We start from the raw sequence: 22225 nt of genomic DNA, 5'->3' as shown, positions 1-22225 counted from the left end.
AGGCCATGATGGACCGCGCGGCTGGCGCGAAGCTGGCGTCGGTTTTTCAAAAAAAATCGAAGAACTGCATTTTTTCTCTTGAAGCTCTAGTTGCTAGAGGTGCCAGATTGGCTGTCGAGTGGAATTCAGGAGCGAAACCATGAATATTTCGACACGCGGCAGTTTGAACGGGGAACCGGAGGCCCTGACCTTTTCGGTCGGTGGCATGGATTGCGGCAGCTGCGCGGCCAAGATCGAAACCGCGCTGTCGCGCCTGCCGGGCGTTGCCGACGTCAAGGTGTCAGTGGCCCGCGAGCGGCTGAACCTTTCGCTTGCCGAAAACAAAACCCCGGTGGAAAAAATCGAGGATACGTTGCGCAAGCTCGGCTTCAAGCCCGCTCTGCTGCCGCGCGAAAAAGCGCCCGCAGCAAAGGTGGAGGCCGATCATCACGACCATTCCTCCTGCGGCGGTCACCATAATGACACGCCCCAAACGGCTATTGAAAACAACAATGCGCTGACCTTTTCGGTCGGCGGCATGGATTGCGGCAGCTGCGCGGCCAAGATCGAAACCGCACTGTCCCGCCTGCCCGGCGTTGCTGACGTCAAGGTGTCGGTGGCCCGCGAGCGGCTGAACCTTTCGCTTGCCGAAAACAAAACCCCGGTGGAAAAGATCGAGGATACGTTGCGCAAGCTCGGCTTCAAGCCGGCCCTGCTGCCGCAGGAGAAGGCCGCGCGCGAAAAAACGCCGGATCAAAAGCACGAACACGATCATGATCACGCGACATGCGGTGGCCATCACGATCATGATCATTCCGGTCATGATCACTCCGGGCATGATCATTCCGGCCACGACCACGCGGCGCATGACCATTCGGGAGACGAGCAGCATTCCTGCAACGGGCATGACCACGATCACTCCGGCCATGATCATTCAGGTCACGATCACGGACACGACCATGCGGGCCATTCCCACGCTGCCGCACCTGCCGCCGCAAACCAGAGCGCCGAGATAGGGCACGCCCATGGCGCGGACGAAAAAGGTGCATGGTGGCGCACCGCCAAGGCGCGCAACACCTTCACCGGCACCATTCTGGTCGCGATTGCCTATGCGGCGGAACTGACCTTCCCGGCCTGGGGTAGTTACGCCTTCATCGTCGCCACGCTGGTCACGCTCTTCCCGATCGCACGCAATGCCTTTAATGCTGCCCGTTTCGGCGCTGTCTTCACCATCGAGATGCTGATGACCATTGCCGCCATCGGCGCGATCATCATCGGCGAGGCGGAAGAGGCGGCTATCGTCGTGCTGCTGTTCTCCGTCGGCGAATTGCTGGAAGGCTTTGCCGCCGCCCGCGCCCGCTCCGGCATCAAGGCGCTCGGTTCACTGCTACCGAAAACGGCGATGGTGGAGGAAAACGGCGCGCTTCGGCAGGTCTCCGCCGATCAGGTTCGCATCGGCCAGGTGGTCGTGGCGCGCCCCGGCGACCGTATCGCCGCCGATGGTGTTGTCATCGACGGCCAGTCCAGCGTCGACGAATCGCCGATGACCGGGGAAAGCATTCCCGTCGCCAAGGACAAGGGCGACCGCGTCTTTGCCGGCTCGATCAACCATGACGGTTCGCTGCGCATCCGCGTCGACCGTGCGCCGGAAGACAACACCATCGCCCGCATCATTACGCTGGTCGAAGAAGCACAGGATGCCCGCGCGCCGACCGAGCGCTTCATCCAGAGCTTCTCGCGTTATTACATGCCGCTGATCGTCGCGATCTCGGTGCTGACCATCATCGTGCCGCCGCTCGCCGGTCTCGGCGACTGGGATACCTGGATTTACCGTGGTCTCGCGCTGCTCCTGATCGGTTGCCCCTGCGCGCTGGTCATCTCGGTTCCCGCCGCCATCGCCTCCAGCCTTTCGGCTGCGGCACGCCACGGTATGCTGGTGAAGGGCGGCGCGGTCATCGAAATGCTGGCGCGCACCGAAACCGTCGCCTTCGACAAGACCGGCACGCTGACGCTTGGTGAGCCTGTCGTGACGGATGTGATCACTGTTGATGGCAACGAGGCCGAGCTGATTGCGCAGGCCGCGACCATCGAGAACGAGTCGAGCCATCCGCTCGCCCGCGCGATCGTCAATCATGCCGAAAAGGCCGGCGTCAAGCCGCTGCCCGGTTCCAACATCAAGGCGATTTCCGGTCGCGGCATGCAGGGCAATGTCGGCGGCAAGGACCTGTTTATAGGCGCACCGCGCTTTGCGACTGAGGTCGGTACGCTTTCAAAGGACCTCTCCGATCGCATCTCTGCGCTGGAAAGCGAAGGCAAGACGGTGGCTGTCGTCATGGCCGGCGGTGCGGCAAGCGGCCTCTTCGCCATGCGCGACGAGCCGCGCAAGGATGCCGCCGAAGGCGTCAAGGCGCTGAAGGAAATGGGCATTTCCTCGCTGATGCTGTCGGGTGACAATGCCCGCACGGCGCGTGCCATCGGCAACAAGCTGGGCCTAGAAGCGCGCGGTGAACTCCTGCCGCAGAACAAGGTCGAGGAAATCCGCAAGCTTGCCGAAAAGAAGACCGTGGTCATGGTGGGTGACGGCATCAACGATGCGCCGGCCCTTGCGGCGGCCAGCGTCGGTGTTGCCATCGGCTCGGGCACGGACGTGGCGATGGAAGCCGCGGATGCGGCGCTGATGCGCAACAATGTCGGCGATGCCGCCCGCCTCATCGGCCTCTCGCGCGCCACCATGAGCAATATCCGCCAGAACGTAGCGATCGCGCTCGGCCTGAAGGCGGTGTTCCTGGTCACAACAGTTACCGGCCTTTCCGGCCTGTGGCTTGCCGTCTTCGCCGATACGGGAGCCACGGTTCTGGTGACCGCCAATGCCATGCGGCTGCTTGGATATTTTAACCGCAACAAAGCCTGATCGCAGCCCCTCCCCAACCGGCCGGGCCCCGTTAATCCGGGCTCGGCCGGTCTCATTTTCAGCGTATTGACAAACTAGTTGCGTCCAATAAATACCGCGTACCGCCGTTTTCCACGCGCGTGACAACCGATTCCACGCGAGGGAGCGCTGAACTTGGCTAAGACTGGCTATAACCGCATAGCGTACCGCGCGATCAAGATCGGCGGGAACATCGTCAAGGTTATTTTCTCCATCGATCTGTTCATCCGGCCCGGCAGGAGAAAAACGCTCCCGCAGCATCAGCCTGCCAGACGCAGCCCAAAAACGGAAAAAGCCATCCCTCGCATTATCTGGCAGACGAATTACTCCAATCGGGTCACGACGCCGATCTATGCGAATTTCCTGTTCAACCGCTGGCTGACGCCGGAATTCGAATATCGCTACCATGATGACGAGGCGTGTCAGGCCTATATCGACCGCCATTTTCCCGGACGTTATGCCGACGCCTTCCGTCGACTGCAGGTGGGCGCCGCCAAAGCGGATTTCTGGCGCATTCTCGTTCTTCTGCAAGAAGGCGGCATCTATCTGGATATTGATTCCAATTTTGCGGCCCGGCCCGAAGATGTGATCGATACGGATGAAGAAGCCGTTTTCATTGCCATGAAGGACGGCGAGATCACCAACTATTTCATGGCGTCGAAACCCGGCCACCCGGCGCTCAGGCTGATAGCTGATCGTATTGCCCGTAATATCGAAGAAGGGACGCTCGTCAGCGTCTATGACATGACGGGCCCAACCGTGGTGCATGCCGTCGTCAAGGAACTCGGCCTGCCGGTCCGCAACTACCGGGAAATTTGCACCCAGGGCCAATTCACCAACAAGCGCGCCCAATATGCCGACAAAAAAGACGGCGCATGGTGGGCAGAGCAGGCCAAGACGTCCATCGTCAAGACGTAGGACACCACACGCCTACGGACGGTGCACCATCGCGTTTACGCAAAGCCGTTGAAAAAACGGATGCTTTCCGCCACTGCACCAGGGACGACACCATTATGAGTTCCCGCCAGCAGTTTTTTGTCGACCCTGAAACCCGAGGTCAGGGCGCGATCCACAAAAAGCTGGTGATCGGCGTCGAAAGGTCGTTCCTCCGTGCCGCGCAACAGCAGTGCCGGACATTTGAGGCTGGGGCCGAAACAGACGGAGGAGCGCATGATGAATTCGCGTTCGTCGGTTTCGTCGAAACAGATCTCCTCGCTATAGCGGTTGAAATAGCGCCATGAATTGACGCCAGCGGATATGGGGGCCGCAGCACGGAATTTACGGCTCATGGCTGCCAGAAGCGTGAGCGTGCCGCCATTGGAATGGCCGGCGATGAAGAAGCGAGCTCTGTCAATGCCGGGAAGATTTTCAAGATAGGTGGCCGCCGCCAGCGCATCCGAGGTTTCGTCGTAGAAGCCTGAATAATTGCCGTTCTGGCCGTTTTCGCCACGAAAGGACGGTAGCAGCACAACGAAGCCCGCTTCCCAATATGGCTTCATCAGCGCCCAATGGCCATCCCCGGTGGCGTTGCCGCCATGCAGGAAGAGGACGGCCGGTTTCAGTGTTTTTGACGGCTGGTAGTGGGACAGCCAGGCGACAAGTTCGATCGAGCCATCCGGCCCGCCACGATAGGTGACACGCTCCGCCCCGGGCGGTGTGCCAAGCGCCGAGGATTTCTCCGGCGCCGCCATCTTGCGCAGCAGGTGGGTGTGGAACCGTCGGCGAGCCTCCGCATAATCCTGCCGTTCCAGCGGCAAGACTTCAGGTGTCGGAATGCCCGCTTTCACGGCGGGCGGCAGGATAACCGCTGCTGACAGCCCCATTGCGCCAGCGAGCAATCCGCGCCGCGTCATGCCCGGCGAGATCGTGCCGCTCTCTTCCTGTCCGAGGGGTGAGGAAAGAAAGCGTTTGTCTGCCATATGGTCACCTGACGAGGATGGTTGCATTAGCAGTTCAGCACTGCGGCGGGAGGCTGTCCAATCACGGATTCGCGAATGACAACAATGTATTCGCAGCCATCATGGCAATTTCTGGACGTCGCCTCGCCCCGACTGTGACGCCCAGGGAAATAAACAGGCGATCGTGCCACCCTAGCCTTCCACACCGTCGATCATCGCCACCAGTGTTGAAAGCCTGTCGGCTTCGGCCGGCAACTTGTCGGCGCGCAGCCGGGCAATGCGGGGGAACCGCATGGCGACGCCGGATTTGTGGCGGGTAGAGCGGTTGATGCCTTCGAAGGCAACTTCAAGCACGAAACCGAAATCCGGTGTGGCCCGCACCGCCCGCACCGGGCCGAAACGCTCGACGGTATTGTCGCGCACGAACTTGTCCAGCACCTCCAGCTCCGCATCGGTGAAACCGAAATAAGCCTTTCCGACAGGCACGAGCTGTTCGCCGTCCTCCCCCTCCGCCCACACACCGAAGGTGAAATCGGAATAATAGCTCGATCTTTTGCCGTGGCCACGCTGGGCATACATCATGACGGCGTCGATATTGTAAGGATCGCGTTTCCACTTGAACCAGGGGCCTTTAGCGCGCCCGGCCTGATAGGTGCTGTCGCGGCGCTTGATCATGACGCCCTCGATGACCGGATCGGGCGGTGCGGCGCGTAGCGTATCGAGCTCCTGCCAGCTGGAAAAGCCGATCACTGGCGATAGGTCGAAGCGGTCATGCGGTGCATGTTCGATAATGTCAGACAGCCGGCCGCGACGCTGCAGATAGGTCTGCGCGCGGATATCGCTCTCGCCGTCGAACAGCAGGTCATAGGCGCGGATAAAGGCGGGATAGTCGTCCAGCATCTTCGCCGTCACCGTCTTGCGGTTCAGTCGCTGCTGCAGGTCGGAAAAGGTTCGGGTGAGATTGTTGGACCGTGCCGTGCCGCCAATCAGCAGCTCACCATCCATCACACCTTCGAAATCGATCGCGTCAAGAACGTCAGGGAAGGCGCCTGAAATATCGTCGCCTGAACGGGAATAGAGTTTCCGTGTCCCACCGGCGCGGGACAGTTGCACACGAATACCGTCCCATTTCCATTCGGCGGCGTAGTCGGCGGGGTCCAGCCCATCGAGGTCGCCATCCGCCACCGGCGTCGCCAGCATCACCGAATGGAAGATGGCGGGCGTTGCCAGCACCGGGCGGTCCGCCTTACCCTCAAGCCATGCGAAAAGCGGCGTATAGGGCGGCGCCAGCCCGTGCCAGAGGGTTTCGATCTCGATGATGTCTTTCCCCGCAAAATCCGCCAGCGCCTGACGCGCCAGCCGGGCCGAAACACCGATGCGCAGGCTGCCGGTGGCAAGTTTGAGGAAAGCGAAACGAGAGGAGGTATCGAGCCGATCCAGGAGATCACGCACCGCACCGCGCACCTCCGTGCGACCAAGCGAATTCATCAGAGTGACGACATCGCCAAGGCGCGGATCCTGTGCCTCGGAGTCGTCCGCGCCGCCGATATTGCCCCAGACCAGTGAGATGGTCTCGGCGAGATCTCCGACATAATCATAGGAATAACGGAACAGCACCTCGTCCATGCGCTCCAGCACGAGTTCGCGCAACATGGCGGGTTTGACACTTTTAAGGTCCAGCGTCCCGGCAATGGCTGCGAGACCGTAACCCCGGTCGGGATCGGGCGTATCGCGGAAATAATCGGTGAGCAGCTTCAGCTTGCCATTGCGCGACGGGGTGAGAACCAGGCGGTCAAGAAGGGTGGCGAAGGCTTTCATCTCAATCCCCCTCGTCCTCGTAACCAACGAGATGCAGTGGCTTGGCGGCGATGCCCTGCAATTCGCACCAGCGCACCAGCGCCTCCTCCCGGCCATGGGTGACCCAGACGGCCTGCGGGGAAATTTCCTTGATCGTCTCCAGCAGTTCCGGCCAGTCGCAATGGTCCGAGATCACCAGCGGCAATTCCACACCGCCCTGCTTTGCCCTCTGCCGCACCATCATCCAGCCGGACGCGAAGGCAATCAGTGGTTCGTTGAAGCGGCGCGCCCAGCGCTCCTGAAACGCCGAGGGCGGGCCAACGACGATCGCTCCCTTGAAGGCGGAAGGATCGCTTTTTTCCAGTGTTGCGGGCCTGAGATCACCGAGATCGATACCCTGCGAGACGTAATATTCGCAGAGCCGTGCCAGCGCGCCGTGGATATAGATCGGCTCGGCATAACCATTATCGCGCAGGAGCCTGATGACGCGCTGCGCCTTGCCCAGCGAATAGGCGCCGACAAGGTGCGTCCGCTCGGGAAACTGTTTGATGGAGGTGAGCAGCTTGGCCGTTTCCACACGCGGCAGCGGATGATGAAACACCGGGAGGCCGAAGGTGGCTTCGGTGATGAAGACATCGCAGGGCACCGTCTCGAAGGGGGCGCAGGTGGGGTCGATGCCACGCTTGTAGTCGCCGGATGCGACGATGCGCATACCGTTCATTTCCACGGAAATCTGCGCCGAACCCAGAACATGGCCTGCCGGATGGAAACCGACGGTGACGCCGTTCACCTCCACCCTCTCGCCGAATGCGACCGCCTGCTCGCTGCCGCAGAAATCCTCACCATAACGGATGCGCATGATATCCAGCGTCTGGCGCGTGGCCAGCACCGCGCCATGGCCAGCGCGGGCGTGATCGGAATGACCATGGGTGATGAGCGCCCGCGCCACGGGCCGCACGGGATCGATATAAAAATCACCCGTCGGGCAATAAAGGCCCTTGGGCGTGGAATTCAGGAGCTGTTCCGGCTTCATGTTCATTGAGATAGGGCCGCCCGCGCGAATCTTAAGTGATGCGAGCATAACGCGGAACGCGCGTTAAATTTCCAATGGGCGCGTTTTTGTTTTGCGGAGACATCCCGTCATTCCGGCCTTGAGCCGGAATCCAGGAGCCGCGCGTCCGCGCGGCGAAAGAGTTATTTCAGCCCAAGGACTTGGGCTGGCTGGATACCGGCTCAAGGCCGGTATGACGGATGAGAGGTTTCAGCGAGAACCAAAGGTGACAACTGTCGGCCGCCCCTACTCCCCCGCGACTTCCGCGGGCTTCGCCTCAACCGCCGCCGGTAGCCGCACCGGTTTCAGCATCAGCGCCGCGGCAAGGCCGATGGCAGCGGTTGCGGCGGCCGCGAAGAACAGCGGCGTAAACGCATCCGAGTAGAGCGAGGCGACGGCGGCCTGGGAGGCTGCGGGCAGTTCCGAGAGGATTTTTGGCGTCAATTCCTCGATTTTGCCGACACCGGGAATATCCACCGCCACACCCTTGAGGCTTGTGGATACGATGGCGCCATAGACCGAGATGGCGATGGCAGCACCACCCATGCGGGTCAGCGTTACCGCTCCGCTTGCCGCACCGATGTCAGCCTTGGGGGCCGAGTTCTGCACGCCGATGATCGGAGCCTGCTGGCCGAGGCCGACGGCGAAACCCTGCGCCAGCATCAGCACCGCGATCAGCCAAAGCGGCGTTCCCGCATGCATCTGCGTGAAGAGCAGCATGGCGATGACGTTGATTGTCAAGCCCGCAACCGAGAAGGGCTTGTAGACGCCGGTAATCGAAATCAGCCGTCCGGCCGAAAGCGAACCCATGACGATGCCGCCGGTGACCGCGATGAAGAACAGGCCGGCATGGGAGGGGGAAAGGCCGGTGGTCGTCTGCAGGAACAGGGCATAATAATTGACCATGCCGATGCCGATGCCGCCGCTGGTCAGCGAAACGATCATCAACAGCGGAAAGGTGCTGTCCTTGAAGAGACGCAGCGGCACCACCGGTTCCGGCGCGCGGCGCTCCACCTGCACCCAGAGGAACGCGGCGATGACGGCGAAGGCGATGATGCCGAGGCTGGGGGCTGCGATGAGCGAGCCAAACAATTCGCTGCTGTCCGCCCAGAAGACCACGCTGGCGATGGTGGCCGCCAAAAGGACCGCACCGAGATAATCGATCTTCGGCTGGCGCGCCGGGCGGCGGTAAGGCAGCATCAGCGCCAGACCGGCAATAACAATGATGCCGAGCGGCAGATTGATCAGGAAGATCGACCGCCAGCCGAAGAGATCACTCATCGTGCCGCCGAGGATCGGGCCGACACTGCCCGACGCCATGATGGTGAGGCTGGAATAGCTCTGGTAACGGGCGCGCTCACGCGGTTCGAACAGATCCGCATTGACGGAAAAGATCGATACCATGATGCCGCCGCCACCAAGGCCCTGCAACACGCGGGCAGCAATCAGACTATCCATCGACCATGCCAGACCGCAGGCGAGCGAACCGAGCGTGAAGATGACGACCGCCGCGATCATCACATATTTCCGGCCGAACAGATCGCCGAGCTTGCCATAGACAGGCATGACCGCGCTGGTCGCCAGCAGATAGGCAGAGCCGATCCAGCCGAAACGCTCCAGCGCGCCGAACTCACCGACGATGGTGGGCAAAGCTGTCGATACGATCTGGTTATCGAGGGTCGCCATGAACATGGCCAGCATCAGAAACAGAAAGACGATGAGCCTGCGGCGATGATCCGACACAAGCGGCGCCACGGGGGCGGTGGACATATCCATGAAAAATCTCGTTGGCTTCAGGCAGATTTACTGTGACAATTTGTGTGCTATCAGCATATATATGTCAATGGCAAGTTTTTGACATCTGTGCTATTGCCGCTAAACGTGATCGGAAAACAGCATCGAAAGGGACGATGAAGCGTGGCGACTGAGGAAAACTGGAACGAGGATCTGCCCGAGGACATCAAGCGGATCGGCAATACGATGACGCGCATGCGCATCATGATCGGCCGCCGCATCATCGGCCGCATGGCACTTGCCAGGCTCGCTCCAGGTCTCGAACTTTCCCATATCGACGTGCTCGACATTCTGCGCCGGGCGGAGGGCGATGTGACCGTGGGCGCGATTGCCGAGGGCATGCGCATCGATCCCTCACGCGGCAGCCGGGTTGTCGCCGACATGGTCGGGAGAGGGCTGCTGAAACGCGGCGTTTCCCAGCAAGACGCCCGCCGCAGCATCGTAGAGATCACCCCGCTCGGCACCAGTCTTTTGCAGGAAATGCGTCGGACGAAGATGAGCGTTATCGAGGACGTGATGGATGGCTGGCCGGCGGAGGATGTGGAGACATTCGCCCGGCTGTTCGAGCGGTTCATCGACCGTTTCGAATGCCGGCTCTCGCCCGATACAGACCTCCTGCCGGATCAGAAAAAATCATAGTTGGCGCTGCGATCCACAGCTTCACTTTAGGAGGGCTAAACCGTAACTTGCCGCCATCTGACAGGTTGAAGGGGTAATTTCGATGTTGACGATTTACGGGGTCTACCGTTCCCGCGCCACACGCACATTATGGCTGGCGGGCGAACTCGGCATAGAATTCAAGCACGTGCCTGTGATACAGGCCCGCCGTCTTGCCGATCCGCTGGCTGCGGATGCGCCGCTCAACACGCTGTCTCCGGACTTCCTGGCCGTCAACCCGATGGGCACCATTCCCTGCATCGAGGATGACGGCATGGTGCTTTACGAATCCATGGCCATCAATCTCTACCTCGCCCGCAAATATGGCGGACCGCTTGCGCCGATCGATCTGAAGGAAGATGCAGCGATGCTGCAATGGTCCTTCTTTGCCGCGACCGAAGTGGAGACGAATTCGCTGAAGATTTCCTCCGCCATCGCCGAAGGCCTGTCGGAAAGTGATAGCGGCAAGGCCGTGATCGATGTTGCCAGCCGCCTGCTGAAGCGCCCCTTCCGGGTGCTGGAGCAGCATCTGTCCAGTCATGACTATCTGGTGGGCGATCGCTTTACCGTCGCCGATCTCAACGCGGCGGAAATCGTTCGTTACGCACAGGGCCACAAGCCGCTGTTCGACGCCCATCCGGCTCTGAAGGCCTGGCTGGATCGTTGCCAGGCCCGCACGGCGTTCAAGACGATGTGGGACACGCGCGCGGCCGAGGCGGCTTGAGCGGTTAAGCCCCTTACCCCTCCGTGATGCCGGACCTGATCCGGCATCCAGCCAGCCCAAGTCCTTGGGCTGAAAGGACTCTTCTTGCCGCGCAGACGCGCGTCGGCTGGATGCCGGCTCAGGGCCGGAATGACCGAAATACTGAGCCTTTCAGCCCCTCTCCCCCGCGAGCGCGCGCTGGACCGCCGGCCGGTCGTTCATGCGGCGGAAGTGGTCGTGCACCTTGGGGAAACGGGCAATATCCACGCCGTCGCTTTCCAGCCATCCGGACATGACGAAAAGATAGGGATCGGCCACGGAATAGGCAGTGCCGAGAACCCATGGGCCACGCAGCATGCCATGCTCGATCAGTTCGAAGCACTCGCCCATGGTCTGCGGCACTTTCGCCTTCATATCCTCAAGCGAGCTCTCCTTGCTCGCCCAGCGACTGCCGCGCCGGCCGTGGGCATGGGCGACATGCACCGTCGAAGAAATGAAGGCGTTGAAGGACTGCATCAACGCGAATTCGAAGGGATCGTCGAGCGGCGCGAGTTTCTTCTCAGGCGCCATCTGGGCGATGAAGGCGAGGATGGCCGGCGTCTCCGTCAGCACGCCGCTTTCCGTCGCCAGTGCCGGCACGCGGCCCTTGGGATTGATCTTTAAAAATGCCTCGGAGCGTTGCTCGCCTTCCGCGAAATTGACGCGGTGGGCCTTGTAAGGCAGGCCCGATTCCTCAAGCACGATATGGCTGGCGCGGGAGCAGGAACCGGGGGAGAAAAACAATGTGAACATGGATATGCGACCTCCAAAGCAATGAAGCGCCCGCTTCTTCCTCATGCGGACACCGCCCCGCGAGGGCCACGGGGTGGCCGTCACGTGCGGGGCGTGTCATCATCATGCCGGCAAACGGCCGCGTCAAAGGTTATTTAGAGACCGACGACCCTGATATCGCCGACATGGATGCCGTTCCAATTGCGCATCTGCCGGTTCGCCATGCCGCTCAGCGCCTGCTGTTCGGCGCTGCCTTCATCGAAATAGCGGGCGAGCAATGCCGAAACCATGGCTTCCGCCGCACGCGTCGTGCCGTCTTCGCATTTCACCGCCATGGCGATGCCCTTTTCCGGCAGGGCCGCGACGAAGACGCCTTCCGCGCCGGTCTTGGCGAAAATCTTGCCCGGCGCAATCTGCATCAGCTTCGTGCAGGCGCGGCCGGTGCCTGCCACATAAAAGGGTTCTGCCATGCAGGCCTCCATGAGCCGGCGCGAGGCGCTCGCCCGGCCGGCTTCCAGCCCCCTGCCCGTCGCCATCTTTGCGAAACCATGCGCCAGCCCTTTGAGCGGCACCGCATAGGTCGGGATGGAGCAGCCGTCCACGCCGCAATTGTCGTGACCCAGCGCGGCACCCGTCAGGCTCTCCATCGTCGCGCGGATTTCCCGCTGCAGCGGGTGCTCATAACCGATATAGCCCTTGGGGTCCGTTCCGGTGTGACAGCAGGCGCAGATGAAACCGGAATGTTTACCGGAGCAATTATTGTGAAGCGCCGTCGGCTTTTCCAGCGTGCGGGCCTGATGGATGATGGTTTTCTGGTCGGAGGACCAGTGCGCGCCGCATTCCAGCGTATCCACATCCCTGCCCGCCTTGGCGAGCATCGAAGCGGCAAGTTCCACATGTGCGTCCTCGCCGGAATGGGACGAACAGGCAAGCGCCAGCTCGCGGCTGCCAAAACCATAGGCGTCCGCGGCACCGCTTTCCACCAGCGGCAGGGCCTGCATGGCCTTGCAGGCCGAACGCGGGAAGATACCACGTTCCACATCTCCCGTGGAAAACAGCACGCCGCCATCGCCATCCACCACCACCGTAAGGCCACTGTGGCGGCTTTCCACGAGATTGCCCCTGACGATTTCGACGGTAACGGAATTGTTCATTTTCGCGGCCTCAAAAAATTCTGATTTTATGTTGTTGATACCGCAATTGATTTTTCGATGCACGGGGCCATCAGTGAAATTTGCAAAACGTCTGCTGCTGGCGATTGCCATTATCTATCTGCTTCCCGCTTTGGCGTCGGCCGGGTTGTGGGCCATGAAGGACCATCCGCGCGGCTGGAACGCCGCCAGATGGTCATCGTCAGGCATGCTGCCGGCGGCTTCGAGCGACGGGCAAGCCGCCGTCTACGTCTTTTCCGCCATGACGGGCGGCTTCAAGGGCTCGGTTGCCAGTCACGCCTGGGTCGTGCTGAAAAAGCCGGGCGCGACGAGCTATGACCGTTATGACAAGGTGGGCTGGGGCACGCCGATCCGCCATAATGGATATGCGGCGGACGCCTATTGGTATTCCAACATGCCGCGCCAGGTGGTGGCCATTCACGGCGCAGAGGCGGAAAAGCTGATCCCCAAGATCGAAAAGGCGATTGCCGATTATCCGTATGGCAAGCCGGGCGGCTATCGCATCTATCCCGGCCCGAACTCCAACACCTTCGTCGCCCATGTGCTGCGCAGCGTGCCCGAACTCGGCGTCGTGTTGCCGCCGGACGCGGTCGGCCGCGACTATCTGCCGGACGGTGCATTTTACCACGTCGCCGACGACTGGAAGGATGCGAGCGTTTCGCTCGGTGGCCTGTTCGGCATTTCGGCGGGTGCGCGCAGCGGCTTCGAGATCAACTTCCTCGGTCTCGTGGCCGGCATCGATCTCGCCCGGCCGGGCGTGAAGATACCGGGGCTCGGTTATTTCGGCGTGGCGGGCATCAGGGCTTGAGCCATCACGTTTCAGTGGCCTGAGCGGCGCGTCTGGCGCGGATGCTCTGGGCGATGAAGACCCGTGACAGGCCGTGATAAAGCGGTTCGCGAGAAAAGAGCCGAGACGTCAGATATCCCAGCATCGATGCGGCCATGATGGGCATGACGCCTTCATGATTGCCGGTCATTTCGAGGATGATGACAAAGGCCGTCATCGGCGCCTGCACAACGCCGGCAAAATAACCCGCCATGCCGACGATGGCGCCAAGGCCGATGCTGGTGCCGAGCAAGCTCGCCATGGTGCTGCCGAAACCCGCACCGACCGACAGCGACGGCGCGAAAATGCCGCCGGGGATGCCCGACATCATGGCAAGGAAAGTCGCCGCCAGTTTTTCGATGAAGAAGAACGACGGTGCGGCTTGCCCCTCTATCGCCGCACGGGCCTGCTCGTAACCGGTTCCGAAGGTCGCGCCGCTTGTTGCGATGCCGAGGATGGCGGAAGCAAGGCCGCAGGCGGCGGCAACCGCCAGCATTCGCTTCAGGGGCATGGTCTGGGCGAAACGGCGGATACGTGCAGAGAGGCGCAACGCACCAGCGCTGAAAAGAGCGCCAAATGCACCACCGCCGACACCGCAGACAAGCACGAGCAGCCAGTCCATTGTCGTTTTCGCCATGACCGAGCTGGTGCCGAAATAGGTATAGCTGCCGACCAGAGCCAGCGATGCAAGGCCCGACAGGATGACGGCCGTCAGCACAAGGCCGTTGGCGCGGGATTCATAAGTCTTACTCATCTCCTCGATGGCAAAGACAATGCCTGCGAGCGGCGTGTTGAAGGCCGCCGCAATGCCCGCCGCCGAACCGGCTAGGATGAGGCCCTTGGCCTGCGCCATGCCGCCCCAGCGAGCGGCCTGCAGCATGATCGAGGCCCCCACCTGAACCGTCGGCCCCTCACGGCCAATCGACGCGCCGGAGAGCAGACCGGCGACGGTGAGCACCACCTTGCCAAAAGCAAGCTTCAGCGACAGAAGCCGCGAACGATCCGCATCATCCCGCAGGTGCCGGGCGGCGATGGCCTGCGGAATGCCGCTACCGCCGGCATTGGGGAAAACCGTGATCGCGAGCCAGGCGCAGAGCGTAAAGCCGAGCGGCGTGATGATGAGCGGCAGCAGAAACGCCCATTCGCCTGAGGACGTGGCCGCGAAGAAGAGGTGCTGGGCGCGATCCGCTGCCCAGGCAAAACCGACGCTGATAAGGCCAACTGCAATAGCGCCAATCCAGAAAACCGCCCTTGGCTTCCAAATCCGCCATGAACCCCAGACAACACGGGAACGGCGGAGCATTTTCAGCTTCTTGTAATCGACGGGCATGGCGATCCAGATCGGTGATTTCAGTCATTGTCGGGCGGGAGGCCCTTTTATCGGCCTGCCAGCCGGCGATTGCAAGTTTTGCATTTGACTCGTTGCGACAGATGGCAGATGCTGCGCATTGCAAATGCAACGCATGGAGAGACAAGATGAAAACCGCAACTTTGCCTTCGCTGCGTGTAACGGCGGATTTCCGCGAGGCGGCAGAAAGCGTACTGAAGGACGGCGAGACGCTATCGTCATTTGTCGAGGATTCGGTCCGTAGGCAGGTGCAAATCCGCAAATCGCAGGCGGAGTTCATTGCGCGGGGGCTGGCGTCGCTTGAGGAATCCAGACGCACAGGAATCTTTTATTCAGCTGAGGAAGTGCATGCGGAACTACGCGCTATGCTGGCGGCCAAAAAGGTCGAGCGTAACAAATGACATTCAAGCTCCGGTACACAATTGCAGCCAGAGCGGATATAACGAGACTATACAATTTTCTACTGGAGAAGGATTTTTCGACGGCGGAGAAAGCTATTGATCGGATTATTGCCACCGTCGATGGACTGAGCGAGTTTCCCTTCGCCACACGCAAAGCACCGGGAGAGAACGCGCTCTTAAGGGAACTGCTCATTCCGTTTGGGTCCTCTGGTTACATCGCCCTCATTCAAATCGAAGATGCCGAAACGGTCTCCATCCTCGCGATCCGCCACCAGCGCGAGGACGATTACTATTGACCTTCACCGGTCGCTGACGGCGGCGCGCGGGTTTACCCACGGCTCCTGATTGGAGCGCGGCAGTGGGGTTTTGCCGAGAATGTGGTCCGCGGCCTTTTCGCCCGTCATGATCGAGGGGCCGTTGAGATTACCATAGGTCACGTGCGGGAAGATCGAGCTGTCTGCTACGCGCAGGCCCTCGACACCGATCACGCGGCATTCGGGATCGACAACCGCCATCGGGTCGTTTCTGTCGCCCATGCGGCAGGTGCCGCAGGGATGGTAAGCGCTTTCCAGATGCTCGCGCAGGAAGGCATCGATCTGCTCATCGGTCTCGATATTTTCACCGGGCTGGATTTCCGGGCCACGGAATTCGTCGAATGCTTTCTGGCCAAAAATTTCGCGCGTGAGGCGCACGCAGTGGCGGAATTTCTCCCAATCCTCGGGGTGGCTCATATAGTTGAAACGAATGACCGGCTCATCTGAGGGATCCGCGGAGCGCAAGGTGACGTTGCCGCGCGATTTCGACAGGTTGTAGCCGACATGCGCCTGAAAACCATGGCTTTTCGCCGCCGCCTTGCCGTCATAGGAGATGGCGACGGGCAAGAAATGATACTGGATGTCAGGTTGCTTGAGCCCGGGGGCGGAGCGCAGGAAGGCGCAGGCCTCGAACTGGTTGGAAGCACCGAGGCCGCCTTTCGACAGCAGCCATTGCGCACCGGCCACACCCTGCCAGAACCACGGAAGCCACGAATAAAGCGAGACCGGCTTGGTGGAGACCTGCTGGAAATAAAACTCCATATGGTCCTGGAGATTTGCGCCGACGCCGGGGCGATCCGCCTTCACCTCGATGCCCATGTGTTTCAGATGGGCGGCGGGGCCGATGCCCGAGAGCATCAGCAGCTTCGGCGAATTGAAGGAGGAGGCCGAAACGATGACCTCGCGACCCGCCTTGATGGTCTCCACCACACCCCTGCGCTTGATCTCGACTCCCACGGCGCGGCCGTTCTCAATGACCACCTTGCGGGCAAAACCGTTGACCAGCGTGACATTGCCTCGCTTCAGCGCCGGTTTGAGATAGGCATTGGCGGCGGACCAGCGACGGCCATTGTGAATGGTCTGCTCCATCAGGCCGAAACCTTCCTGTTTGGAGCCGTTATAGTCATCCGTCAGTTCAAACCCCGCTTGGGCGCCGGCCTGAATGAAGGCGTGAAACAGGGGGTTATTGACCGGCCCGCGCTGCACATGCAGCGGCCCATCCGTGCCACGCCAGCCTTCCTCGCCGCCATGGCTGTGTTCCATGCGCTTGAAATAAGGCAGCACATCCGCATAGGCCCAGCCCTGCGCGCCGAGCTCTTCCCAGCGATTGAAATCCTCGGCATGGCCGCGCACGTAAACGAGGCCGTTAATGGAGGAGGAGCCGCCGATGACCTTGCCACGCGGGGCAGTGATGCGGCGATTGTTGAGATTGGGCTCGGGTTCGGAGAGATAACCCCAATTGTAGCGCTTCATGCTCATCGGCCAGGCGAGAGCCGCCGGCATCTGGATGAACGGGCCGAAATCGGAACCGCCGGCCTCTATGACGATGACGGAATAGCGACCATCTTCCGACAGGCGGTAGGCGATGGCGGACCCTGCGGAGCCGGAGCCGACGATGACGTAATCTGCTTGCATTGTTGCTCTCTCCGATGAGCGGTTGTTCCGATCAATTGACTGTCAGGGGGTGGGTTACCCCCCTCTGCCCTGCCGGGCATCTCCCCCTCAAGGGGGGAGATCGGCCAGCGGCGCTACCACCGCTCCATTCGCAAACTTTGAGATGGGCGAGACCTCGCCTCAGGTCGATCTCCCCCCTTGAGGGGGAGATGTCCGGCAGGACAGAGGGGGGTGAACCCACCCACTGAACCTCAATAAGGCGCTTCCACCTTCCCCGTGCTCACATAAACCGTCTTCAACTCACTATAATGCTCCAGTGCCGCCGCCGAATTCTCGCGTCCGAAGCCGGATTGCTTGGAGCCGCCGAAGGGGATTTCCACCGGGCAGAGATTGTACGTATTGATCCACAGCGTGCCCGCCTCCAGCTGATCCACTACGCGGTGGGCGCGGGCGAGATCGGCGGTGAAGACGCCGCCGGCCAGCCCGAATTCGGTGGCGTTGGCGCGGGCGAGAACCTCTTCCTCGTCATCAAAATCCAGCACACACATGACGGGCCCGAAGATTTCCTCGCGGGCGATCGTCATGTCGTCGGTCACGTCAGCGAACACCGTGGGCTGAACGTAGGCGCCCTCACCCGCGACATTGTTGGGGATGCCGCCGCCGGTGATGAGCGTCGCACCTTCCGCCTTGCCCTTTTCGATTAAACCGAGAACCTTCTCCTGCTGGGCCTTGGAGACCAGCGGGCCGAGATGGGTGGCGTAGTCAAGGGGATCGCCAAGGATCATTGCTTCCGTGCGGCTTTTCAGGTTTTCGAGGAAGCGGGCCTTCGCCTTTTTCTGCACGAAGACACGCGTTCCGTTGGAGCACACCTGCCCGGAGGAGTAGAAATTGCCGAGCATCGCACCGCCGACGGCGCTTTCGATATCGGCATCATCGAAGACGATCAGCGGCGACTTGCCGCCGAGTTCCATCGTGACATGCTTCAGATGCCCGGCGGCAGCGGCGGCCACCTTGCGGCCGGTCGGCACCGAGCCAGTAAGCGAGACCTTCGCCACATCCGGGTGATTGACGAGCAGCGGCCCCGTATCACGATCCCCCTGAATGACATTGAACAAGCCTTTGGGCAGACCCGCTTCGATAAGGATTTCAGCAATCTTCAGCGCGCCGAGCGGGGTGTTTTCCGAAGGCTTGAAGACCATGGCATTGCCGGCGACGAGTGCCGGGGCTGCCTTCCAGCAGGCGATCTGCTGCGGATAGTTCCACGCGCCAATGCCGACGCAGACGCCGAGCGGGACACGTTTCGTATAGGCGAAATCGCCGCCGAGCGGAATGTAATCGCCATTCAATGCGGAAGGGGCGATACCGCCGAAAAATTCAAAGGCATCCGCACCCGAGGTCGGATCGGCGACGATGGTTTCCTGAATGGGCTTGCCGGTATCCAGCGTTTCCAGCGTCGAAAGCGCCTCATTGCGTTCGCGCATGATATCGGCGGCGCGTTTGAGGATGCGGCCACGCGCCATGGGGCCCATTGCCGCCCATTCCTTCTGGGCGCGCTTGGCCGAGGCGATGGCACGCTCGACAATCGCCGGCGTTGCGGCGTGAAGCCGGGCGATGATCTCGCCGGTTGCGGGGTAGATGCTCTCGAATGGCGTGCCGGCATTGTCCTCGACATAATCGCCGTCGATGAAATGCGAGGCTTTCGGCTGCGCCCTGAGTGGCGTGGCGATGGTCATGTCGAAGTCTCCTAGAGAGTGCGGATGGACGGCTTGGCGCGCTGTCCATCGGGAAAGGATCTGAGCTGCATGTCGAAATAATCCTCGACCAGCGCCGGTGCAGAGGCGAGGCCGAGCGGGGCGGAACGCAAGCTGTGCCTGATATAAAGCCCGTCGATGAGGGCTGCGGCCCCTTCTGCAATGCGTGCGGCATCATCGGGCGGGCAGAGCCGGTTGAGGCTTGCCATGAGGTTGGAGCGCAGGCGGCGGGAATAAATCACCAGCAGCCGGCGGGTTTCTTCCGAGCGCTGCGCCTCAACGTAAAAGGCAAGCCATGCCGCCACCGTTTCGGGCGTGAACTGGTCGCTCTGGAAGGAGACATGAACGATGGCGCTCAGCCTTTCGCGCGGGCCGGAAGCACGGGTCAGCGCCGCCACCGCATCACGCCTGAGATCACGCAGCAGGCTGCGAATGGTCTCCAGCAGGAGCTGCTGCTTGCTGCCGAAATAATGATGCGCAAGCGCCGCCGACACCCCCGCTTCCCGGGCGATGTCAGACATTGTCACATTCAACGAGCCATGATGGCCTATGGTGCGCAGCGCCGCATCCACAAGCGCTTTTCGGCGCAGAGGCTCCATTCCGACCTTGGGCATGACGATCTCCTTGAGGGCGGCAAAATATTCTTGATTGACTGATCAATCAATAAAAAATGCGCCATTCCGTGTCGCTATTTTGCTGTAAATCAATTCTTTCTCATCGGACGGACCCTGGTTTCGGCAATGGCCGGCGCGTGAGGATCATCTTCATGCTCCCGGCGCGGTCACGGGGGAAAAACTAAACCGTGATATACTGCGAATTGGGAATGGAACACGTTCCGTGCTAATATCCCAGCTGATACAAATTTCGCTGGAAGCGGCGCCAGACGAAAGACAATAAAAACGCCCGCCCTAGACCACGACGGCAGCCGATGCCCATCCGGGCATCGAATGACCGTTCGCAGTGTTTAAAGAAGGGAGTGATATCATGCCAATGGTGACAGTATCGATTTCCCCGGAACAGGCAGCGAGAATGCGCGAAGCCGTCAATTGCGGGGCTTATGCATCCGGTAGCGAGGTCGTCAGGGAAGCGCTGCGATTATGGGCGGCGTCTGGCGGACACGGTATGGGCGCGAAGTCCAGGGAACCCGTGGAAGCCGACCGGGAGCGGGTGAACGTGGCCGATCTTTACGCTGCGCACTCAGGACATGTCCGCCGGGCGTGAGGCCCGGCTACTACCCCATATATCAAGGGGGTTGCAACAAAACGTTCATCAAAGCTTCACAGACGTGAAAGCTTTTGTTGACCTGTAATCTGCGATTGTTCGCCGCAAAAGAGAAAGGCTCTCCTTACCTCAGCCACGGAAGGAAAGCCGTAATAGCGGAGAACAGAAATGCAGGCCGTTACGCTGGAAAACGATGCCGTAAGGCGATTTGCCTCCGGGCACATGTTTCCCATGGCGAAGCTCGTGCTGGAAACCGCGTTTCAGCCGATCGTCGAGGCGACGACGGGCACTATTTTCGGTTATGAATCACTGATGCGCGGCCACGACCGGCTCGGTTTTTCCGATCCGCTGGCGCTTCTCGACCAGGCGGCGCAGGGCGGCGAACTCAAGGCTTTCGAGCAGATGCTGGCGAGCCGCGCGCTGGCGAAATTCTCCACCCTGCCTGACTTCTCCTCCGCCACCCTGTTTCTCAACCTCGATGTGCGGCTGATCGCGCAGGGCGACGCCATTCTCGACAAGCTTGTGGGCCATCTGGCGCGCGCGGGTATTCCCCCCTCCTCCATCTGCTTCGAGCTTTCCGAACGCTTCGACAATACAAGCGTCCCCGAATTCACGACGCTGATTGCCCGCATGCGGAAAGAGGGCTTCAAGCTGGCGATCGACGATTTTGGCGCGGGACACGGCGAGATGAAGCTTCTGTGCGATTTTCCGCTGGACTATCTGAAGATCGACCGTCACTTCATCACCGGCGTCGATCATCTGCCGCGCAAGCAGCATCTTGTCCGCAGCATCGTCAATATTGCCCATGTTCTGGGGGTGCGGGTCATTGCCGAGGGCATTGAAACAGAAGCGGAGTTCCTGACGTGTCGCGAATTCGGCGTCGACCTGGTGCAGGGCTGGCTGATCGCCAGGCCAACGGTCTTCACCAGCGAGTTGCCGGAGAGCTTTCCCCACATCAACCGCATCGGCGTGGCGCGGCGCAACAGCCAGACTCTGGATGAAATCCTGATCCGCCGTGAAATCGAACGACTTCCCACCGTCTTCGAACATGACAGCGTCGACAGCGTCTTCGAGCTCTTCCGGAGAAACCCGCAGCAGGCGTTTTTTCCTGTTCTCAATGCCAACGGCGAACCGCGCGGCGTCATCAACGAATATCACCTCAAGGAATACATCTACCGACCCTTTGGCCGTGACCTGCTCAAGAACAAGATCTATGAGCGCACCATCTCCCATTTCGTCGACGCCGCGCCGATCGTGGGTCTCGATGCCGATGCCGACCAGTTGATGAACATGTTTGCCAGCATGGGCGGCAGCGCCTGCATTATCCTCACCGAAAACATGCGTTACGCCGGCATCGTTTCCGCCGCTTCGCTGATCAAGGTCATCAATGAAAAACAGCTGAAGATGGCGCAGGACCAGAACCCGCTGACGGCACTGCCGGGCAACCGCGCGATTGGCGGCTTCATCGCCGACCGCTGCAGCGACGGCGACGAGACACGTTTCTTCTGCTACTGCGACTTCGACAATTTCAAACCCTTCAACGACAAATACGGCTTCAACGCCGGCGACCACGCCATCACCCTGTTTTCAGCACTGATGCGCCGTTACTTTTTTGCCGGCGACTGCTTCCTCGGACATATTGGCGGTGATGACTTCTTCATCGGCGTGCGCGACTGGGCGGTGGAAGACCTGACGGAAATACTCGAGCGGCTGCTCAGCGATTTCCACGACGATGTCGCGGAACTGTATTCGGCCGAGGATCGCGAGGCGGGCTGCATGAAGGGCCAGGACCGGCACGGCAATGAGCGGGACTTCGCGCTTCTGCGCTGTTCCATTGGCGTTCTGAGCTTGCCCAAAGGATTGATCATCGCAAATCCCGAGCGCATCGGCAGCGAGATCGCGGGCGTTAAGGCGGCTGCGAAGGAAAATGACAGCGGCCTCGTCATCCGGGTCTTCGGCGAGACAAATTGACACCAGTGACAAACGGCCTTCTTCCCTA

At 60.8% G+C, this 22225-nt stretch carries 19 protein-coding genes; 9 read left to right on the top strand and 10 right to left on the bottom strand.

What is annotated here, in order from left to right; genetic code table 11:
* Window positions 1-139 precede the first annotated feature (139 nt).
* Both ACZ47E_RS02360 and ACZ47E_RS02355 read left to right on the top strand, forming a co-directional pair.
* Entirely contained in the window at window positions 140-2890 is a 2751-nt protein-coding gene (locus ACZ47E_RS02360) for a heavy metal translocating P-type ATPase (RefSeq protein ID WP_278067285.1), read from the top strand.
* Window positions 2891-3043: 153 nt separating this feature from the next.
* Window positions 3044-3826 carry a glycosyltransferase family 32 protein gene (locus tag ACZ47E_RS02355; protein ID WP_162719112.1) on the top strand — a complete coding sequence of 261 codons (783 nt, stop codon included), beginning with the start codon at window positions 3044-3046 and terminating at the stop codon, window positions 3824-3826.
* 35 nt (window positions 3827-3861) lie between these two features.
* Here the strand turns inward: ACZ47E_RS02355 and ACZ47E_RS02350 are convergent, their stop codons facing one another.
* From ACZ47E_RS02350 to ACZ47E_RS02335, 4 genes are all read right to left on the bottom strand, one after another.
* A complete protein-coding gene (locus ACZ47E_RS02350) occupies window positions 3862-4827 on the bottom strand; it encodes an alpha/beta hydrolase family protein (protein ID WP_278067284.1) in 966 nt (321 codons plus the stop codon).
* Window positions 4828-4998: 171 nt separating this feature from the next.
* Window positions 4999-6624 (bottom strand): cisplatin damage response ATP-dependent DNA ligase, encoded by a 1626-nt coding sequence (locus ACZ47E_RS02345; RefSeq protein WP_278067283.1) that lies wholly within the window; start codon window positions 6622-6624, stop codon window positions 4999-5001.
* A gap of 1 nt (window position 6625) precedes the next feature.
* Window positions 6626-7636, bottom strand: coding sequence for a ligase-associated DNA damage response exonuclease (locus ACZ47E_RS02340; RefSeq protein ID WP_112553612.1), 1011 nt, complete (start codon window positions 7634-7636; stop codon window positions 6626-6628).
* A gap of 264 nt (window positions 7637-7900) precedes the next feature.
* Window positions 7901-9430 carry an MDR family MFS transporter gene (locus tag ACZ47E_RS02335; protein WP_006700017.1) on the bottom strand — a complete coding sequence of 510 codons (1530 nt, stop codon included), beginning with the start codon at window positions 9428-9430 and terminating at the stop codon, window positions 7901-7903.
* 141 nt (window positions 9431-9571) lie between these two features.
* On the opposite strand from ACZ47E_RS02335, the gene ACZ47E_RS02330 reads away from it, so the two are divergent.
* Complete coding sequence (locus ACZ47E_RS02330; protein WP_004440484.1) at window positions 9572-10087, top strand: MarR family winged helix-turn-helix transcriptional regulator; 516 nt, start codon at window positions 9572-9574, stop codon at window positions 10085-10087.
* A gap of 82 nt (window positions 10088-10169) precedes the next feature.
* Window positions 10170-10829, top strand: coding sequence for a glutathione S-transferase family protein (locus ACZ47E_RS02325; RefSeq protein WP_004440482.1), 660 nt, complete (start codon window positions 10170-10172; stop codon window positions 10827-10829).
* 150 nt (window positions 10830-10979) lie between these two features.
* Here the strand turns inward: ACZ47E_RS02325 and ACZ47E_RS02320 are convergent, their stop codons facing one another.
* Complete coding sequence (locus ACZ47E_RS02320) at window positions 10980-11600, bottom strand: glutathione S-transferase family protein (protein WP_072494130.1); 621 nt, start codon at window positions 11598-11600, stop codon at window positions 10980-10982.
* A gap of 134 nt (window positions 11601-11734) precedes the next feature.
* Window positions 11735-12733 carry an asparaginase gene (locus tag ACZ47E_RS02315; RefSeq protein ID WP_278067281.1) on the bottom strand — a complete coding sequence of 333 codons (999 nt, stop codon included), beginning with the start codon at window positions 12731-12733 and terminating at the stop codon, window positions 11735-11737.
* A 73-nt stretch (window positions 12734-12806) separates the two neighbouring features.
* On the opposite strand from ACZ47E_RS02315, the gene ACZ47E_RS02310 reads away from it, so the two are divergent.
* Window positions 12807-13559 carry a DUF3750 domain-containing protein gene (locus ACZ47E_RS02310; RefSeq protein WP_278067280.1) on the top strand — a complete coding sequence of 251 codons (753 nt, stop codon included), beginning with the start codon at window positions 12807-12809 and terminating at the stop codon, window positions 13557-13559.
* A gap of 4 nt (window positions 13560-13563) precedes the next feature.
* Here ACZ47E_RS02310 and ACZ47E_RS02305 read toward each other — a convergent pair whose 3' ends face one another.
* Window positions 13564-14907, bottom strand: coding sequence for a chloride channel protein (locus tag ACZ47E_RS02305; RefSeq protein WP_168247080.1), 1344 nt, complete (start codon window positions 14905-14907; stop codon window positions 13564-13566).
* Window positions 14908-15053: 146 nt separating this feature from the next.
* Here ACZ47E_RS02305 and ACZ47E_RS02300 point away from each other — a divergent pair, with 146 nt between their 5' ends.
* Together ACZ47E_RS02300 and ACZ47E_RS02295 are read left to right on the top strand one after the other, a co-directional pair.
* A complete protein-coding gene (locus tag ACZ47E_RS02300) occupies window positions 15054-15326 on the top strand; it encodes a YlcI/YnfO family protein (protein ID WP_035209457.1) in 273 nt (90 codons plus the stop codon).
* Window positions 15323-15622 carry a type II toxin-antitoxin system RelE/ParE family toxin gene (locus ACZ47E_RS02295; RefSeq protein WP_006700010.1) on the top strand — a complete coding sequence of 100 codons (300 nt, stop codon included), beginning with the start codon at window positions 15323-15325 and terminating at the stop codon, window positions 15620-15622. Before ACZ47E_RS02300 ends, ACZ47E_RS02295 begins: the two co-directional genes overlap by 4 nt.
* A 3-nt stretch (window positions 15623-15625) precedes the next feature.
* Here ACZ47E_RS02295 and betA read toward each other — a convergent pair whose 3' ends face one another.
* The 3 genes from betA to betI all read right to left on the bottom strand — a co-directional run bounded on the left by betA (window position 15626) and on the right by betI (window position 19619).
* A complete protein-coding gene (gene betA / locus ACZ47E_RS02290) occupies window positions 15626-17275 on the bottom strand; it encodes a choline dehydrogenase (RefSeq protein ID WP_107340975.1) in 1650 nt (549 codons plus the stop codon).
* Window positions 17276-17505: 230 nt separating this feature from the next.
* Complete coding sequence (gene betB / locus ACZ47E_RS02285; RefSeq protein ID WP_278067279.1) at window positions 17506-18987, bottom strand: betaine-aldehyde dehydrogenase; 1482 nt, start codon at window positions 18985-18987, stop codon at window positions 17506-17508.
* 11 nt (window positions 18988-18998) lie between these two features.
* Window positions 18999-19619: a transcriptional regulator BetI gene (betI, locus tag ACZ47E_RS02280; protein ID WP_006700007.1), complete on the bottom strand. Its 621-nt coding sequence runs from the start codon at window positions 19617-19619 to the stop codon at window positions 18999-19001.
* A gap of 370 nt (window positions 19620-19989) precedes the next feature.
* Here betI and ACZ47E_RS02275 point away from each other — a divergent pair, with 370 nt between their 5' ends.
* Together ACZ47E_RS02275 and ACZ47E_RS02270 are read left to right on the top strand one after the other, a co-directional pair.
* On the top strand, window positions 19990-20226 hold the full coding sequence (locus tag ACZ47E_RS02275; RefSeq protein ID WP_278067278.1) for a ribbon-helix-helix domain-containing protein: 237 nt from the start codon (window positions 19990-19992) through the stop codon (window positions 20224-20226).
* Window positions 20227-20394: 168 nt separating this feature from the next.
* The gene (locus tag ACZ47E_RS02270) at window positions 20395-22197 is read left to right on the top strand and encodes a GGDEF domain-containing protein (protein ID WP_004440459.1); all 1803 of its coding nucleotides are present in this window, start codon (window positions 20395-20397) and stop codon (window positions 22195-22197) included.
* Window positions 22198-22225: the final 28 nt, after the last annotated feature.

The organism is Agrobacterium sp. 5Ca39 (assembly GCF_055382365.1).
The sequence above is the reverse complement of the archived record's forward strand: the minus strand, read 5'-3'. Positions and strand labels throughout refer to the sequence as shown.

Coding starts and splice junctions, on each gene's coding strand:
- ACZ47E_RS02360 (WP_278067285.1), top strand. CDS start 140: ATGAATATTTCGACACGCGGCAGTTTGAACGGGGAACCGGAGGCCCTG.
- ACZ47E_RS02350 (WP_278067284.1), bottom strand. CDS start 4,827: ATGGCAGACAAACGCTTTCTTTCCTCACCCCTCGGACAGGAAGAGAGC.
- ACZ47E_RS02345 (WP_278067283.1), bottom strand. CDS start 6,624: ATGAAAGCCTTCGCCACCCTTCTTGACCGCCTGGTTCTCACCCCGTCG.
- ACZ47E_RS02340 (WP_112553612.1), bottom strand. CDS start 7,636: ATGAAGCCGGAACAGCTCCTGAATTCCACGCCCAAGGGCCTTTATTGC.
- ACZ47E_RS02335 (WP_006700017.1), bottom strand. CDS start 9,430: ATGGATATGTCCACCGCCCCCGTGGCGCCGCTTGTGTCGGATCATCGC.
- ACZ47E_RS02325 (WP_004440482.1), top strand. CDS start 10,170: ATGTTGACGATTTACGGGGTCTACCGTTCCCGCGCCACACGCACATTA.
- ACZ47E_RS02320 (WP_072494130.1), bottom strand. CDS start 11,600: ATGTTCACATTGTTTTTCTCCCCCGGTTCCTGCTCCCGCGCCAGCCAT.
- ACZ47E_RS02315 (WP_278067281.1), bottom strand. CDS start 12,733: ATGAACAATTCCGTTACCGTCGAAATCGTCAGGGGCAATCTCGTGGAA.
- ACZ47E_RS02305 (WP_168247080.1), bottom strand. CDS start 14,907: ATGCCCGTCGATTACAAGAAGCTGAAAATGCTCCGCCGTTCCCGTGTT.
- ACZ47E_RS02300 (WP_035209457.1), top strand. CDS start 15,054: ATGAAAACCGCAACTTTGCCTTCGCTGCGTGTAACGGCGGATTTCCGC.
- ACZ47E_RS02295 (WP_006700010.1), top strand. CDS start 15,323: ATGACATTCAAGCTCCGGTACACAATTGCAGCCAGAGCGGATATAACG.
- betA (WP_107340975.1), bottom strand. CDS start 17,275: ATGCAAGCAGATTACGTCATCGTCGGCTCCGGCTCCGCAGGGTCCGCC.
- betB (WP_278067279.1), bottom strand. CDS start 18,987: ATGACCATCGCCACGCCACTCAGGGCGCAGCCGAAAGCCTCGCATTTC.
- betI (WP_006700007.1), bottom strand. CDS start 19,619: ATGCCCAAGGTCGGAATGGAGCCTCTGCGCCGAAAAGCGCTTGTGGAT.
- ACZ47E_RS02275 (WP_278067278.1), top strand. CDS start 19,990: ATGCCAATGGTGACAGTATCGATTTCCCCGGAACAGGCAGCGAGAATG.
- ACZ47E_RS02270 (WP_004440459.1), top strand. CDS start 20,395: ATGCAGGCCGTTACGCTGGAAAACGATGCCGTAAGGCGATTTGCCTCC.